This window comes from Bradyrhizobium icense (assembly GCF_001693385.1).
Classification (GTDB): Bacteria; Pseudomonadota; Alphaproteobacteria; order Rhizobiales; family Xanthobacteraceae; genus Bradyrhizobium; species Bradyrhizobium icense.
Window position 1 is genome coordinate 7,010,803 of the sequence record NZ_CP016428.1, and the last position, 13,860, is coordinate 7,024,662.

At 61.7% G+C, this 13,860-nt stretch carries 13 protein-coding genes and 1 pseudogene; 7 read left to right on the top strand and 7 right to left on the bottom strand.

Annotated features, from left to right (window positions below; genetic code table 11):
* Nucleotides 1–263: 263 nt before the first annotated feature.
* The 3 genes from LMTR13_RS32455 to LMTR13_RS32465 all read left to right on the top strand — a co-directional run bounded on the left by LMTR13_RS32455 (nucleotide 264) and on the right by LMTR13_RS32465 (nucleotide 1,222).
* Entirely contained in the window at nucleotides 264–476 is a 213-nt protein-coding gene (locus tag LMTR13_RS32455; protein WP_156795876.1) for a hypothetical protein, read from the top strand.
* 147 nt (nucleotides 477–623) lie between these two features.
* On the top strand, nucleotides 624–956 hold the full coding sequence (locus LMTR13_RS32460) for a hypothetical protein (RefSeq protein WP_156795877.1): 333 nt from the start codon (nucleotides 624–626) through the stop codon (nucleotides 954–956).
* Complete coding sequence (locus LMTR13_RS32465; protein WP_197521199.1) at nucleotides 953–1,222, top strand: DUF6719 family protein; 270 nt, start codon at nucleotides 953–955, stop codon at nucleotides 1,220–1,222. The genes LMTR13_RS32460 and LMTR13_RS32465 overlap by 4 nt, the downstream gene beginning before the upstream one ends.
* Nucleotides 1,223–1,303: 81 nt before the next feature.
* On the opposite strand, the gene LMTR13_RS32470 is transcribed toward LMTR13_RS32465, so the two are convergent.
* The 3 genes from LMTR13_RS32470 to LMTR13_RS32480 form a co-directional block, all read right to left on the bottom strand.
* Nucleotides 1,304–1,690: a BA14K family protein gene (locus tag LMTR13_RS32470; protein WP_065731317.1), complete on the bottom strand. Its 387-nt coding sequence runs from the start codon at nucleotides 1,688–1,690 to the stop codon at nucleotides 1,304–1,306.
* 127 nt (nucleotides 1,691–1,817) lie between these two features.
* Complete coding sequence (locus tag LMTR13_RS32475; protein WP_065731318.1) at nucleotides 1,818–2,471, bottom strand: response regulator; 654 nt, start codon at nucleotides 2,469–2,471, stop codon at nucleotides 1,818–1,820.
* Nucleotides 2,468–4,561, bottom strand: coding sequence for a sensor histidine kinase (locus tag LMTR13_RS32480; protein ID WP_065731319.1), 2,094 nt, complete (start codon nucleotides 4,559–4,561; stop codon nucleotides 2,468–2,470). Before LMTR13_RS32480 ends, LMTR13_RS32475 begins: the two co-directional genes overlap by 4 nt.
* Nucleotides 4,562–4,928: 367 nt before the next feature.
* On the opposite strand from LMTR13_RS32480, the gene LMTR13_RS32485 reads away from it, so the two are divergent.
* Complete coding sequence (locus LMTR13_RS32485; RefSeq protein ID WP_065733145.1) at nucleotides 4,929–7,166, top strand: alpha,alpha-trehalose-phosphate synthase (UDP-forming); 2,238 nt, start codon at nucleotides 4,929–4,931, stop codon at nucleotides 7,164–7,166.
* A 70-nt stretch (nucleotides 7,167–7,236) separates the two neighbouring features.
* Here LMTR13_RS32485 and LMTR13_RS32490 read toward each other — a convergent pair whose 3' ends face one another.
* From LMTR13_RS32490 to LMTR13_RS42075, 3 genes are all read right to left on the bottom strand, one after another.
* Nucleotides 7,237–7,419 carry a hypothetical protein gene (locus LMTR13_RS32490; protein ID WP_065731320.1) on the bottom strand — a complete coding sequence of 61 codons (183 nt, stop codon included), beginning with the start codon at nucleotides 7,417–7,419 and terminating at the stop codon, nucleotides 7,237–7,239.
* Nucleotides 7,420–7,615: 196 nt separating this feature from the next.
* Nucleotides 7,616–8,038 (bottom strand): DUF5413 family protein, encoded by a 423-nt coding sequence (locus LMTR13_RS32495; RefSeq protein WP_065731321.1) that lies wholly within the window; start codon nucleotides 8,036–8,038, stop codon nucleotides 7,616–7,618.
* A gap of 298 nt (nucleotides 8,039–8,336) precedes the next feature.
* Nucleotides 8,337–8,528 carry a hypothetical protein gene (locus LMTR13_RS42075; protein WP_210184846.1) on the bottom strand — a complete coding sequence of 64 codons (192 nt, stop codon included), beginning with the start codon at nucleotides 8,526–8,528 and terminating at the stop codon, nucleotides 8,337–8,339.
* A gap of 768 nt (nucleotides 8,529–9,296) precedes the next feature.
* Between LMTR13_RS42075 and LMTR13_RS32505 the strand changes: the two genes are divergently transcribed.
* Nucleotides 9,297–10,538 carry a glycosyltransferase gene (locus LMTR13_RS32505; RefSeq protein WP_197520952.1) on the top strand — a complete coding sequence of 414 codons (1,242 nt, stop codon included), beginning with the start codon at nucleotides 9,297–9,299 and terminating at the stop codon, nucleotides 10,536–10,538.
* 47 nt (nucleotides 10,539–10,585) lie between these two features.
* A complete protein-coding gene (locus LMTR13_RS32510) occupies nucleotides 10,586–11,635 on the top strand; it encodes a glycosyltransferase family 4 protein (protein WP_065733147.1) in 1,050 nt (349 codons plus the stop codon).
* Nucleotides 11,636–11,663: 28 nt separating this feature from the next.
* On the opposite strand, the pseudogene LMTR13_RS43915 reads toward LMTR13_RS32510, so the two are convergent.
* Nucleotides 11,664–12,783 (bottom strand): annotated as a pseudogene (locus LMTR13_RS43915) (DUF2336 domain-containing protein).
* Nucleotides 12,784–13,477: 694 nt separating this feature from the next.
* Between LMTR13_RS43915 and LMTR13_RS32520 the strand changes: the two are divergent.
* On the top strand, nucleotides 13,478–13,744 hold the full coding sequence (locus LMTR13_RS32520) for a hypothetical protein (RefSeq protein ID WP_065731323.1): 267 nt from the start codon (nucleotides 13,478–13,480) through the stop codon (nucleotides 13,742–13,744).
* Nucleotides 13,745–13,860: the final 116 nt, after the last annotated feature.

Genomic DNA, 13,860 nt, shown 5'->3' on the forward strand with positions numbered 1-13,860 from the left:
GTTACGAACGATGGGGCGTCAACGGACGTCTCACATCGAGAGCCATCTGCCTGGTCTGCAACAATGATTCGCGCAGCGGCGCGGGTCACGCGAGCGCCACCGAAATCGCATCCGCAAAACTAGGCACAGCGTGAGCATCATGGCCACTGACAGGTTTTTCCTGACGCGCCGGCGCAAGATTGCATTCTAGGATGGCGATCATTCGTGGGGTGGCGTGCGCAATGGGACGAGGAGTACGAAGGGTGGGTCGAACCAAACGCAAATTGATCAAGCTGTCTCGGGCCGAACTGCTGCATGAGCGGGCCGCCTTTTGCAAGCGTCTGGCGATTGGCGCGGGCGATCCGGGCTTTTCCGAGAAACTCCAGGCATTGGCCGACGAATATGAGGCCGAGGCCGCGCAGGCAGCGTTGCAAGCCGGCCCGCAGCCCGGATTCGGCGAGGCCAGCAACACCCGGCCGCAGCATCAGACGGGTTGACGCATTCAAGTACGTACGGCGTGGCGGCGGTGCCGCCATTCGAAGATTCCTTGATTCGGCGATTCGGGCATCCGGTGCCGATCGACACACATATCAGCCCACGGCATGGCAACGCGATACGTTCCCGACGACGTGCGGGACTTCATATTGAAGCACATCGCTTCGGTGGCACAGATCGAATCGCTGCTTCTGATCTGGTCCAGCCCGGAAGAGCGTTGGGGGCTGCGCCAGATTGCGGCGCGCATCTATGCCAGCGACCCGGAAACCGAAAAGGCGCTGGCCGGGCTTTGCGCCGACGGGCTGCTGGTTTGTAAGGGCGGAGTCTTCAGGTTGGGGACTTCAGCGGAAAATGCCGAGATGATCCGAAGGCTTCAGGAAGTCTACGCCCGCCACCTTGTTGCGGTAACCGACGTCATCCACAGCAAATCCCGCAACATACTCCCGGCCGCCGACACGTCCGGGCCTGGAAAGGAGCAATGAAGGTGGCAAGTGTTTCCTGCAAGATGGCAGGCTTGGGTGCGTTCCTGACGGCCTTGTTCATCGCCCAGCCGTGCGTAGCCCAGAAACTCCATTCTTACGAGCCGCTGATGATGGATCCATACTCCACTATCTACGTCGATGACGGCTCCTGTTCGGCTGGCAAGGTGCTGAAGGTGCAGGGCGCACCGAGGAATCATCGCCGGAAAAAGAGCTGCGTGCCACTGAGTGATCTGCAGATCGGCGTGCGCTCGGGATCGGCAAAATAGCCGACGACGAGACGAAGGCGTCGCCGCGACCTCGACCGCCGCGGGCCGCGACGACATCGTCCGCGGCCCGGGACCTTTCCGCTATGGGCAGGGATGTCGATTGCCGTCATATCCGAGATAGGTGCCGGATGCGGGATCATAGGAACGGTATCGTTGCGCGCAGTAGGCGACCGCCTCATTTGCCCGGGCCTGACTGTTGGCGATGGCGCCTCCGATGATAGCGCCGGCGGCCAGTCCGCCGAGCACCGCCGCGCCGGTGCCCTGGTGGCGTCGATGCCAGCCGTGGCGGTGGTGATACGGTCCACGATGCCAGCGCCGATACTGCACGGCCTCGACCGGTTGAGTCGATGCTGCCAGCCGCTCTGCCCCGGCGACCGCCATCATCGGAGACGCCGCGGCCGGCTGGAGCGGGATCAAGGGCGAAACTCCGAGCGCAATCGCTGCCGAGACAAGTTTCCATGATTTCATCTGATTGCTCCTGTTTCTGCGCTCTTGTCCAAGCTCGATCGACAACGCCTCCGTGGCGGGATCGTTCTGACAGGTTAATCCTGACGCTTGACGTGCACGGAGCAGGAACTGGTATTTCCGACAGCGCTTAATTGGGAGCAGCGAGCCAGCCCCGCCTGATGCCGTAGCGGACGATATCCGCGCGGCTGTGCAGGCTCTTCTTTTCGGATGCTCGCGCCTTGTAGGTCTCGACGCTCTTGACGCTCACCTCCAGCTCGCCGGCGATCTGCTTGTTGCTGAACCCTTGAGCGACCAGCTTGAGCACATCCTCTTCACGCCGGCTGAGTTCGCCGCCGGCATCGTCATCGGCCGACGTCAGTTCGGGAGCGTTCGTTGACGCCTTCTCGGCGATGGCCGGATCGAGATAGATGGCGCCCTCGTTGACGGCCCTGATCGCGCGAAGCAGTTCATCACCGGCGGATCGCTTCAGAAGATATCCCCGCGCGCCCGCTTCGAGAGCCGGATGAATATAAGCGCGGTCTTCGTGCACGGTCAGCGCAATGATCTTCACCGCCGGGCACCGCTTGCTCAGCCGGCGCGCCAGTTCCAGTCCGCTGATGTCAGGCAGCGAAAGATCGATCACCGCAATGTCCGGCGAGCATTCGCAAATGGCCTTCAGCCCCGTTACGCCCGTATTGGCCTCGCCAACGAGTTCGACCTCGGGCACGCCCTGCAACAGCGCGCGTATGCCGGCGAGCACGACCGGATGATCATCGACGAGCGCGACGCGAATGGGCGTCATGCGGCCGTTTCCTGCACTTCCATCTCCTGCAGTTCCAGCGGGATCTGGACAAAGATCGTGCTGCCTTTTCCCGGCGTGGATTCCACCGCAATCGTGCCGCCGAGCAGCGCGACCCGCTCCTTCATGCCGGAGAGCCCCAGTCCGGGCGGCTGACCGCGGCCAATCGCATTGCGGCCGACGCCTTCCGGATCGAAGCCAACGCCGTCATCCTCGAGAACAAGTGCCAGCCCGTCCGATTTCTTCTCGAGCACGACGCTGACCTTGCTGGCGCTGGCGTGCTTCAGGACGTTGGTCAATCCTTCCTGAACCAATCGATAGAGCACCGCCGCGACATCGGGAGGCAGCGAATCGTCCCGCCCGAACGTCTGGATATCGACACGAACGCCGTAACGCTCCTGCCACTCCGCCACGTAGGCTTCGATTGCCCTGAAAATTCCGAGGTCGTCGATTGCCGTCGGCCGCAGGTCCGATGCGGTGCGGTGAATGTCCCTGCCGATCTGCGCGGCAAGCTGTTCCAGCCATTGCACCTGCTCGGTCGCGGCTTGCACGTCGCAGCTTTTTGCCAATCCCTGTTCAAGCGCCTTCAGGCCGAGAGACAATCCCGTCACCGTCTGGCCGATCTGATCGTGCAGTTCCCGCGATATCCGGCGCTGCTCCTCTTCCTGGGCCGAGGCCAGGCGACGAAGCAAGTGGGAACGCTCGGCCTCCGCGCGCTTGAGGATATCGATGTCGGCGAGCACGCCGTGAATCACGTGACGCCGGTTGGGCGGACCTTCCGCCCTGCCTGCCGCACGCAACCAGTATTCGCCGCGATCGTCGGATTGAACCGGAAATTCGACGCTGCCTGATTTGCCGCTTTCGAGGCAAGCGCCGCCGAACGAGGCCAACGCCGCGCGGTGCGGCGGGTCGAGCAACGCAAAGATCCGGTCCGCGGACCACCTGGTTTCGCCCGATCGGGCGCTCGGCAAACCCAGCAACGCGCCAAAGCGATTGCAACCGCTGAACTCGTTTGCGGTCAGATCCCAGCGCCATGTACCGAGTTCGGCCGCATCGATTGCAAGGGCCCCGCGCTTTTCGCTGTCCAGCAGCGCTGCCGCCGACTGGAGCGCCTCCATGCGGCGTCGTTGCGCGATCTCGCGGGCGATCACCAGCCCAAGGGCGATGGCGAGCCCGACACTCGCCGCCGTCCCGCCGACCAGTAGCTGCAACGAGCGGGATACGGGAGCGTTCAGTTCAGCGACCGGGACGCCCACGTGGACCGACCACCCTTCGGTGCCCACAAGGCGGCGATGGACGGTTTCGACGTCCATTCCCTCCCGCGTCTGCGTGCGCGGCGAATTCGAGCCGCTGCGGGCAATGGCTTCCTGCACCGCGGGCGTTTTCGCGCTTGCACTGACGGCTCTGGCATCGGGCGTCCGCGCGACAATCTCGTCCTTGGCATCAATGACGGTGCCGACCCATCCCGCGGGCAGACCGCCCTGACCCAGAATGGTGCCGATCTGATCGGGTAACAGCCCGACGGTCAGCACGTAGCGAAGCTCACCTTCTCGAACAACCGGCACGCGCAGTGCAACCAGCCGCTTGCCGATGGAAGCCTGGTACGGACCCAGCCCGCCAAGGGCCGGCTTTCGCGTGCGCAGTACGGCGTCGAAGCTATCGGCGTCGGTCACCGGCCCGAGCGACGTGCCGAGCGGCCGCAATACGTTGAGGACCTGCTCCCGGTCCGGCTTGGTCAGGAACGCGGTCTCCCATAGCGGGCGGGCGGCGACTATTCGCTTCGCCTCGCGATAGAAGTCGGTCAAGTTGCCGTCGTCGAGCGCGGCCGAGCTCGCAAGCGTCTCCGCGACCTGTATTTCGTGGGAAATTTCGCCCTCGATCCGATGCGCCACTTGCGTCAGCGCCTCGGTGGCGGCTTTGCGGGCGTAGCTTCGTTCCTGGTCGGCGGTGATATAGGCCATCCATCCCCCGAGCAGCAGGACCGGAATGGCGGCCGTCAGAACCAGCGCGATGAAAAGCCAGACGGCTTCCTTGCTTCGCCCCGAACCGGAGGAGAGCCTGTTACTTAACTCCGCAATCATGGACGCGCGCATGTTCTTCCGCCGGCGAAAACTGACAACGCTATGGGCTCCTTTACGTTGCATTGCCCGATCGGACCAGCCTGACATTCGTCTGCCAAGCGTCAACTTGACGGCTGAGGTCAGGTAATTCCTGACGTTCGCCGCCGGCAATCCCGCTCCCCGACACGGTCATCTGTGCTTAGTTGGAAGCGTCGCCGTCAGGAGGCCGGCGTGACACTCCAATGTCAAGAGAGCGTGCTCCCTCCAATCATCCCGAACTGGTTGACCGGGACAGGCAGATCGAGGCTTCCACCGGTTCCGACCGAGCGGGCTCGTCCACGCCCTGCCGAACAACCGGACCGGAATCATCGCCGGCTGCATGCGCGGCGGAGCTTATTTGATGGTGAGGTTGCGCGTGCACAAGCAGATAGTTCGACCGGTGAAATATGTCGGCCTCTGGCTTATCTTGATCTTCGCACTCGCACTGGCAATTTCGCCTCTCTCCAAGCGGCTGATAGAACAATGGTCTCGAAGCGACGTCGAGAGCCGGTCCCGACTGGTTTACAACGCAATCCAGAATGCATTGGTTCGCGCGATGTCCGACGTCGAAGCGTTGCGCATCTCGTCGATCTTCGAGAATGTCGCCGCCGACGAACGAATTCTTGCGGTCGGCCTCTGCGACCGTGACAGCCGGTTGCTCAATCCGACCAAACTGATGCCGGCGACTTTCTCGTGCGGGAAGGTTGCCCGTTCCGACGGCGAAAGCTTCTCCACCATTGTGGACGACGGCCGCCGTGTGCTGGTTGGGGCGTTCCCTATCGGCGACAAGGCTCAAAGAGCCCACCTGATAATCCTCCACGATTTGAGTTTTGTGGACGCGCGTTCCGGACAGGCACAGGCCTTCCTGATCGCCACCCTTGGCGCTGCAGGAACCGCGATCGCCGGAGCGGCGGCGATATTCGTCATCGTGGTGCTGCGTGACTGGATGCGTTCCCTGCGGCGGGCAATCGACGAAATGAGGTCCGGATCAATCCCGACGGGGTCCCCATCCGGCTGGTATGCGATCCATCCGGAAATCAAGAAGCTGATTGGAGAACTCGAGGGCGGCCGGGACGCGATCTCGCCGCAGGTCGACTGGTCGCCGACCACTCTGCAGAAGCTGCTTCATGAAATATTGCCGGGTGCCGAGGTTCTGATCGTCTCGAATCGAGAGCCCTACATTCACAACAAGGAAGGCGGGCAGATCGCCATACAGACGCCGGCAAGCGGCCTCGTATCGGCGCTCGAGCCGGTCATCCGCGCCTGTGGTGGAACGTGGATAGCACATGGCAGCGGGACTGCGGATCGCGAGACCGCAAACCGCGAGGACAAGATCGACGTGCCGCCGGGGGCCCCCTCCTACGCGCTCCGGCGCATCTGGATATCGGACGAAGAGCAGGATGGTTACTACTATGGCCTGGCCAACGAAGGCTTGTGGCCATTGTGTCACATCGCTTTTGTGCGGCCACAGTTCCGGCAATCCGACTGGGAGCAGTATCGCAAGATCAACCGGCGTTTCGCCGACGCTGTGATTCATGAAGCCAAGACCGAAGATCCTGTCGTGCTCGTACAGGATTATCATTTTGCCCTGGTTCCGCGCATGATTCGCCAAAGCCTGCCAAGGGCCACGATCATCACCTTCTGGCACATTCCATGGCCGAATGCGGAAACCTTCAGCATCTGTCCGTGGAAGGAGGAAATCATAGACGGCCTGCTCGGCAGCACGATCCTCGGGCTCCATACCCAGTTCCACTGCAACAATTTCTTCGAAACCGTCGACCGCTTCGTCGAGAGCCGCATCGACCGGGAGCACGCCACGGTCACGTCGAAGGGACACGAAACAATGGTGCGCGCATATCCGATTTCGATCGAGTGGCCGCCGGCGGCGCTCGCCGGACAGCCCCCGGTCGAGCGTTGCCGAACCGAAGTGCGCCAGGCGATCGGGATCGCGCCCACGGCCAAGCTTGCGGTTGGCATCGAGCGGCTGGATTACACCAAGGGCATTCTCGACCGGATCAAGGCGGTCGACGACCTGCTGACCCGCGATCCCTCGTGGAAGGGCCGCTTCACGTTCCTGCAGGTGGCAGCTCCGTCGCGCGGCAAGCTGGCAAGTTACAGTTCGTTGAGGGAAGAGGCGCTGGCCCTGGCCCGGGACATCAATTCACGCCACGGCGACGCCGCATATCAGCCGGTTCGGCTGGTGATCCAACACCACGAGTCGGCCGAGGTCTTCAAGCTGTTCAGAGCCGCAGACGTTTGCATCGTAAGCAGCCTTCACGACGGGATGAACCTGGTTGCCAAGGAGTTCGTCGCTTCGCGCGACGATGAGCGAGGCGTACTGGTGCTGTCCAGTTTCACGGGGGCAGCCCGAGAACTCGCGGAAGCCCTCATCGTCAATCCCTACAATACGCAGGAAATGTCGTCGGCCCTGGCAGCGGCCCTTCGGATGCCGCCGAACGAACAGCAGGAGCGAATGCGGCTGATGCGGCAGCAGGTCCGGGAATGGAATGTCTATCGTTGGGCCGGACGAATGCTGATCGACGCCGCGGCGAGCCGGCAGCGGCAGCGAATACTGGCCATCGCCAGCGCGGCCGGATAGCCGATCGCGCGTTCGGGATCGAACAGTTTCGTTCTTTGCGGATCGTGCGCCGGCGACTGCATCACGCGCTTCACAGCGCGTTTATCAGCAGCGCCGAGCCGAAGGCCAGAAACACCAGCACGAGCGGAGGGTAGAGCACCAGGGCCGCATTGAACCGCAGGAAGCGGGGACTGCGCCCGTCCTTGTCGGGCCATCCGGCGTACAAGAGCACGGCGGCTACCGCCACCAGCGCTATTCCGATGCCGTAGTTCATCCTCTGTCCTCTCGACCTGCGCCTCAGCTCTTTCGGCTGCAGCGATCTGGCGGATCAAAGCGCCGATGGCGCTCCACGTGTTCGCCGCGAAAGCTACGCGCGGACGCGGCGCTCAGGTATCCAGACCAAGGGACGAGAAAAGACAGGGACTAAAGTCTAACGACCGGAGGGAACGAACATCGACGTGCGTGGTGAATTACGTCGAATGCACTGGCTGACGCTCGTCCGCGTATCGATGCGCAAGCCACGACGACAGGGCCGCAGGCACCATGCCGACGATGCCGTAGAGCAAAAACTGCAGCACGCCGGTATCCGGCCCGCGCGAGCCATAGATCAACTCGGATGCAGTGAAGCCGATCGCAGCCACGATCAACAGCCGCACCGCCGGAGAGATGCGCTTGACGTGACAGAGAATGTCGTCGATGGCGCCGATCATCAACGCCGGCACGATGCCGAACAAATAGCTGTATTGCAGCGTCTTGACGAATGCGCCGAGAAATTTTCGGATCTCCGGCCAGTTGGTGTCGATCCAGTAGCCCGAGGCCATCGTGGTTGCGAACAGCATCAGAAACCCGCCGACGAACGGGCCGACGGCCCCGAAGATCAGATAGCGTTTCATGGCACTGCCTCCTGCGATGCCTTTTCCATTACAGGAGCTCAAGTGCCAAGTAAATTTGTCCCGCACAACCCCCGATTGCCCGGCCGGGGCCGTTGTTTAGGCCATTGCTCGCGAGGCGCACGGCCGATGTAGGGAAAGGTTGGCTCGCGCGGCTGGAAACGCATTCGTCTTTACCGCCTACGAGATCGACTGGTGCTAGCGATATAAAGGCGCTGAGCTTCAATATTTGTATTTGTAAAAAATGGAACCCGCGCTCCCTTTCATTGCCGGGAGGTCGACGGACCAAGTGACGCGCGACTTAACCGCTGCCTGCTTGAGCAACAAAAGAGGGCCCTTCATTTGGAATGACAGGATTAAAAGCCATCCGAGCATTTAACTGACCCGGCTCGGTTCCTGGAACATCATGCTCTTTCGCCCGTTTTTGAACAGATAATAAAATGGAGGAGGACACCATGCCAGTATTGCTGCTTTGGGCCGTCCCCACCGTCATCGTGGTCGGTGGTCTCGGCTATTATTTTCTTCGCGTAGTCCACTAAAGAGATTGTGAAAAGCCCGCGCCGGCGTTGGGAAAAAGCGGCAAAACTTTCTCTCCGTTAGGAGAGAGCGGAGCGGCCCCGGTGACACCCCCTATTGCCCGGCCGGGGTCGTTTCGTTGCCTAACTAAACAGGGAGCAGCGCTATGCGGAAGCGGCGCCGTTTCAAACAAACTGATCCTCTCGACAAGCGCATCTCAGAGCAGGTGGAGCGACTGCATGAGAAGGCCCAAAGCGCACCGCCGGGTCCGGAGAAGGACAGGCTTATGCGCAGAGCCCAGTTTGCGGAAACCGCCTCTCATGTCAGCGAGTGGCTCAATTCGTCGGGCCTCCGGTCTCCCGATTGACCTACGTAGCCTGTCCACCGACAAACGGGCCGATAGCTCCGAAGATCAGATAGCGTTTCACGTAACGGCATCCTGGCGCTCGTTACTCCAGGACAGTAGCCCAAGGGCCAAGTAAATTTTCCGGTCCACCCTCCCATTTGCGCGAGAATTACCGACAGGACCAGCATTGCCGCTGAGCCAGATGAACGAACGTTCAGCAATATGAAAACGGCCGAACGTAAGACCGAAGCAACTTCCACGCGCTTTCGGAATTATTGCTGACGGGAAAAAGCGGCATGGCGTCAGGCCCGCGAAGGGCAGCCGTGGCGCGAACGTACCGAGATTTGGAACGTGAGGCGGCATTGCCGCGAATGCGATAACCGTGGAGGCGACCGTTTGATGTCCATGCTCACTTCTGCCGTTCAACGGTCCACCCTCGGGCTGCATACGCTCGAACAGTACGAGCCGCTCATCGGCGCTGCGGCGGTCGAGCGCATCGCGGCCAAGGCTGATCGGGTGCGCACGATGCGCATCGCCCATATCAGTTCGACGTTCTACGGCGGAGGCGTCACCGAACTGCTCACGCCGCTCACGCTGATGATGAACGCGACCGGCATCGAAACCGACTGGCACTTGATTCAGGGAACGCCGGGCTTCTTTGGCTGCACGAAGAAGCTGCACAATACGCTGCAGGGCACCAGCCTGGAGTTTTCCGACGCTGAAAAGACGATCTACGAACAGGTCGTCTTCGAAAATGCCACGCGGCTTCATCTCGACGATTGCGACGCCGTCATCGTGCATGATCCCCAGCCTCTACCGCTGATCACGCATTTTTCCGATCGGGAAATGCCGTGGCTCTGGCAATGTCACGTCGATCTGTCGTCGCCGCACGCTCCGGTATGGAGTTATCTGCGCAAGTTCATCGAGCAATATAGCGCGGCGATCTTCTCGCTACAGGAATACGGCCAGGATCTTCAGGTCGGCCAGCATTTCGTCACCCCGGCGATTGATCCGTTCTCGGCGAAGAACCGGGAAATGTCCGACCGCGAGAGACAGGAATTCCTGGGCAACTACAAAATTCCGACAGACCGTCCCCTGGTGACGCAGATTTCCAGGTTCGACCGATGGAAAGACCCTATGGGCGTGATTGAGGCGTTCCGCAAGGCGAGAGAGCAGGTCGACTGCACGCTCGTGCTCATCGGCAACAATGCCTCCGACGATCCCGAGGGCGGGAAGATCCTCGAAACAATCGAGAGCGCAGCCGATGAAGATATCATTGTTCTCAGCGTCGACGATCCAACCCTGGTGAACGCGCTGCAGCGCTCTGCCGCGGTCGTTCTGCAGAAGTCGACCCGCGAAGGCTTCGGTCTCACGGTCACTGAGGCAATGTGGAAGGGCGCCGCCGTCATCGGCGGCGACGTGGGAGGCATCCGGCACCAGATCAAGGACGGATGGAACGGATTTCTGGTGAGCACGCCCGATCAGGCGGCCGCAAGAATGGTCCGGCTCTTGAAGAATCCGAAGCTGCGGGAGGAGCTCGGTGCGCGTGCGAAAGAAAGCGTGCGGCAGAACTTTCTGATGAGCCGACTATTAGAGGATTGGCTCGACCTGCTATCCAAACACGAACGGCCGGTAGTCTAAAAGGCGCGGGTTCGACAAGCCCCGGCATCTCGATGGTGAAAACGCCGATGCGGATTGCCCAAATGGCGCCTCTGGCCGAAAGCGTTCCGCCCAAGCTTTACGGCGGCACGGAGCGCGTGGTGGCGTGGCTGATCGATGAGTTGGTGAGCCTGGGGCATGAGGTGACGCTGTTTGCCAGCGGGGACTCGGTTGTGTCAGCCCGGCTTCATGCCGTTTGGCCTCGGGCTCTTCGCCTCGGCCGGCCGCGGACCGACCCGATGGTTGCCCAGGCGGCGTTATTGGAAGCCGTCGCCCGCAACGCGACCGAGTTCGATGTCATTCACGCGCATATCGATTGGCTGCACCTGCCGCTTCTGAGCCGGCTTGGCGTCCCGTTTCTGACCACCTGCCATGGGCGGATGGACTTGCCCGGCTTTGCGGACGTGGTCCGTCACTTTCCCGACGCGCCGTTCGTTTCGATATCGGATAATCAGCGCACTCCCTTGCATGAGGCTAACTGGATCGGCACCATCTATCATGGCCTGCCGGCCGACCTGTTTCGGCCTTCGTTCGAGGCCGGCTCTTACCTTGCCTTCCTGGGCCGGCTGACGGCGGAGAAAGGACCGGAAGCCGCCATCCGGATCGCGCGCGCCGCCAAGATGCCGCTTCGTATCGCCGCGAAGGTGCCACGCGGAGATAGAAGTTACTTCAAGGAACAACTCGAGCCGCAGATCGATGGCGAGCAGGTCCAGCTCACCGGTGAGGTCAATGATGATGCCAAGCGGCAGTTTCTGGCGGGCGCTGCGGCGCTATTGTTTCCGATCGATTGGCCAGAACCCTTCGGGCTTGTCATGATCGAGGCGATGGCGTGCGGCACGCCCGTCATCGCGTTCAAATCAGGCTCGGTGCCCGAGGTCATCGACAACGGCATTACCGGCTTTGTCGTAGCGGATGAAGCAGAAGCGGTCGAAGCGATCGGAAGACTTTCCGAACTCGATCGAAGCCAGGTGCGCAGGCATTTCGAAAAGAGGTTTACGGCAAGGCGGATGGCGCAAGAATATCTTCGTCATTACACTGCACTGGCTAGCAACCGCGCCAATGAAGCCATCCCCGCATGAGCGGAGCCGTCGTGTGTAAGCTTCTTGGCTACCTTCTACCGGCAGCCGCTACAGCCGCCGGGGGCTCGCTCTTCTTCCCGAGAATCCGGTCGGAGCCGAACCGAATGGTCCACTGCGCTACCGACAGCAGGAGCGATTCATAGATCGCCACGCATTGCTCGAGTTCCCGGTCGGTGGATGGCGGACAGTTCGGACGGTTGCGGACGATCATAGTGGTCGTCGACCAGCTCAGCAGCGCCGCCTTGCACGCGACGATCAGGCCGTATACCCGGTCGGGCTCGAGCAGGGGTTCGATGGCCTCGATCTTGACGTCGGCCTTTAGCGCAAGCGCAGCGACGACGTGCGCGTATTCACCCCTCACCGCAAACCGGTTCACGATCGAATCGTTGAGCTTGCCCGTGCGATTGAGCGCAACGACTTCGCTTTGCGCCTTTGTATAGTCAATCGCCTTCCGGGCTGCGCCCTGTCCAGCGCTTGCCGCAACAGAACCTTTGGTTCTCTGCCGTGCAACGGGTCGCGAGGCCGTCAGGAACCGCGCGCGAACCACGTCGGCGACCTTGTCCAGCAGTTCCCGCAGCAGGCTGCCGGGAATGTCCAACCGAAGACCGAGCTTTTCCGCGAGGACTTCGTCACGCTCAGCCCGTCCCACCAGCGTCGCATAGCCGCATTCGGAGAAGCGCGCCGGCGTTGCGCGCAAGCGCATTGGAGACGTTGACGTCGCCAAATCGCATCAGCGCATCGGTCAGCGCCTCATTGAGGATCTTTCTGTCCGAGATCGCCAGCAGATGGTGCTGGCTGCGGCTCTTGACGATTTCAAGAAGGTCGGCATCCACCAGGCAGTTGGAGCATCTGAGAACCGGCGCCGCCAGCACGTGGTTTTCGTGAAATGCGAGCTTGCGAATGGTCTGACGCGGAGGCCGGTCGATGGTGGAAAGGGCTTCGCTGAGCTGGACCACGGTTTTCGCGTCCACCCGCTCGATCAGGTGGGCGAGCACGCCATCGACTGCAGCGATCTGCGAGTCTCCGAGCCGATCGACGTTGGACAGGAACAGGTCCGTCACCTCCCCGAAAATTCGGGCATCGTGCTCGGGTCCCTCCTTTTCGGCGCCGTTCAACTCCGCGCGCAGGCTCGACGATGCGGCTGGCATGGCTAGCTCAGCTCCATCCGGATCGTCCAGGGTCGCCGCAACGCCTCCGGCCGGGGCCAACCCATCGCGCGGATCGCCGGCATCTTCGTGAATCCATCGGCAGCGGAAGCAACGAGCATGTGAGTGCCACTCGAAAGGCTGGTTTCGGCAGCCCTTTCACTCCAACGAAAGCAATGAGGCGCGCGCGAGCAATAGCCACTGATCGTACCCGGTCTTCCCTAACGGGTGGTTGTTCCGGATCCGGAATTTTCCGCATTTGTACGGAGTTTGGTAGCGAAGGAAAGGTCATGCCCATGGGCCGACAGCCGGGCGAAATCGCCGTTCCGAAGACGGCCGCGCGGATATCCGCCCTGTTCCTTCTTCGAAACCCATGGACTACCCCAATGGACCAGGCAAAAGCGCAGCCGTCAAAACCGAGTTGTCTTGCATCTGCGCTTCGCCCGACGTGGCGCGCTCGCAACAGTCCAGGAAGTGTTGGCGCGAGCCATTGCAGCTTCGCAGCGTTGGCGCATAATTCACTTTGGACGGCGCAGCACTTTTGATTCGAACATCGGCAGAAATCGAGCAACCACACCGGGTGACTCCCGCGTGATGGATGACGCGTGCGGCAGCGCAAACCGCGTGCAGCGCCCCCAATGAACAGCGGCCAGCACCGCACGCAACCCTTCGCACGCAACCCTTGGGGAACGGCTCAATGACCATCCATCATACAAGCAAGATCGCACTTCTCTTCGCCCTCGCCGTCGCGGCGACCGCGCTTTCCGCACGCCCAAGCCTCGCCTTCTCGGAGGCGCAGCAGATGTGCACCGGCGACGCCATGCGGTTCTGCGGCCATGAAGTGCCCAACGTCCAGCGAATCACCGCCTGCATGGTCAGGCACCGCGCGCAGCTCAGTCCGGGCTGCCGCGCCGTGATGGAGCGCGAAGGCGCCGCCCGGAGGCGAGCCGCTGCCGCGCAGTAGACCGGTCGCCTCAGTTGACGCCGAATGCAAAACGGCCTCGGCGGGAGCAATGCTGAGGCCGTTTTCGTGTGTGGATTGTTTGGCGACGCCCGCGGCAATCGATGGATTGCTGCGGC

Excerpts from the sequence above, each read along its gene's own strand:
- LMTR13_RS32510 (WP_065733147.1), top strand. The coding sequence starts at position 10,586 with ATGCGGATTGCCCAAATGGCGCCTCTGGCCGAAAGCGTTCCGCCCAAG.
- LMTR13_RS32495 (WP_065731321.1), bottom strand. The coding sequence starts at position 8,038 with ATGAAACGCTATCTGATCTTCGGGGCCGTCGGCCCGTTCGTCGGCGGG.
- LMTR13_RS32485 (WP_065733145.1), top strand. The coding sequence starts at position 4,929 with ATGGTGAGGTTGCGCGTGCACAAGCAGATAGTTCGACCGGTGAAATAT.
- LMTR13_RS32505 (WP_197520952.1), top strand. The coding sequence starts at position 9,297 with ATGTCCATGCTCACTTCTGCCGTTCAACGGTCCACCCTCGGGCTGCAT.
- LMTR13_RS42075 (WP_210184846.1), bottom strand. The coding sequence starts at position 8,528 with ATGACGGTGGGGACGGCCCAAAGCAGCAATACTGGCATGGTGTCCTCC.
- LMTR13_RS32490 (WP_065731320.1), bottom strand. The coding sequence starts at position 7,419 with ATGAACTACGGCATCGGAATAGCGCTGGTGGCGGTAGCCGCCGTGCTC.
- LMTR13_RS32470 (WP_065731317.1), bottom strand. The coding sequence starts at position 1,690 with ATGAAATCATGGAAACTTGTCTCGGCAGCGATTGCGCTCGGAGTTTCG.
- LMTR13_RS32520 (WP_065731323.1), top strand. The coding sequence starts at position 13,478 with ATGACCATCCATCATACAAGCAAGATCGCACTTCTCTTCGCCCTCGCC.
- LMTR13_RS32465 (WP_197521199.1), top strand. The coding sequence starts at position 953 with ATGAAGGTGGCAAGTGTTTCCTGCAAGATGGCAGGCTTGGGTGCGTTC.
- LMTR13_RS32475 (WP_065731318.1), bottom strand. The coding sequence starts at position 2,471 with ATGACGCCCATTCGCGTCGCGCTCGTCGATGATCATCCGGTCGTGCTC.
- LMTR13_RS32480 (WP_065731319.1), bottom strand. The coding sequence starts at position 4,561 with ATGCGCGCGTCCATGATTGCGGAGTTAAGTAACAGGCTCTCCTCCGGT.